The sequence below is a fragment of the Burkholderia sp. L27(2015) genome (assembly GCF_009765705.1).
Classification (GTDB): domain Bacteria; phylum Pseudomonadota; class Gammaproteobacteria; order Burkholderiales; family Burkholderiaceae; genus LMUX01.
This window is the reverse complement of record NZ_LMUX01000037.1, coordinates 1-803: the sequence shown is the minus strand read 5'-3', so window position 1 is coordinate 803 and position 803 is coordinate 1. Positions and strand designations below refer to the sequence as shown.

General features: G+C 59.0%; 1 protein-coding gene. It reads right to left on the bottom strand.

Going from position 1 to position 803, the window contains the following annotated elements:
* On the bottom strand, window positions 1–803 hold an 803-nt coding region (locus GSQ77_RS28945; RefSeq protein WP_174246523.1), incomplete at both ends, for an efflux RND transporter permease subunit.

Genomic DNA, 803 nt, shown 5'->3' with positions numbered 1-803 from the left:
TGCATCGTATTGAACACGTCCGTGACCGGCACGCCCAATTGCTTGGCTTTGACCCGATCGAGGTCGACGTTCAATTGCGGCACGTTGATCTGATAGCTTGAGAACGTCGGTCCCAGTTCAGGCGTTTGCGCGGCACGCTTCAGGAACGCCTGCGTCGCATCGCTCAGCGCGGCGTAGCCCAATGCTCCACGATCTTCGATCTGGAACTTGAAGCCACCCAAGGTACCCAAGCCCAAAACCGGCGGCGGCGGGAACACGGCGATGAACGAACCTTTGATCACGCTGTATTGCTGATTCAAGCTACCCGCAATCGCACCGGCCGACAATGCCTTCGTACGACGCTGATCGAACGGCTTAAGTGTCACGAACACGATGGCCGCACTGGACGAGTTGGTGAAACCGTTCACCGATAGACCCGGAAACTCGACGGCACTTTGCACGCCCGGTGTTTTGAGCGCGATGTCGGTCATCTGCTTCACGACCGCTTCGCTACGATCCAGTGAGGCACCGTTGGGCAACTGCGCAAAGCTGATCAGATACTCTTTGTCCTGCGCCGGCACGAAGCCACCCGGCACCACCCTCGCCATCACCACGGCACCGCACAGCAACAGGGCGTACACCACCATCATCAGCCCTTTATGGCCGATGACACGCGTCACACCGCGACCATACCCCTCAGCGCCGCGATGAAACACCTTGTTGAAAACGCGGAAGAAGCCACCAAAGACCCGGTCCATCGCACGCGTGAGCCAATCCTTCGGCTCGTCATGGCCCTTAAGCAACAACGCGGCAAGTGCAGGCGA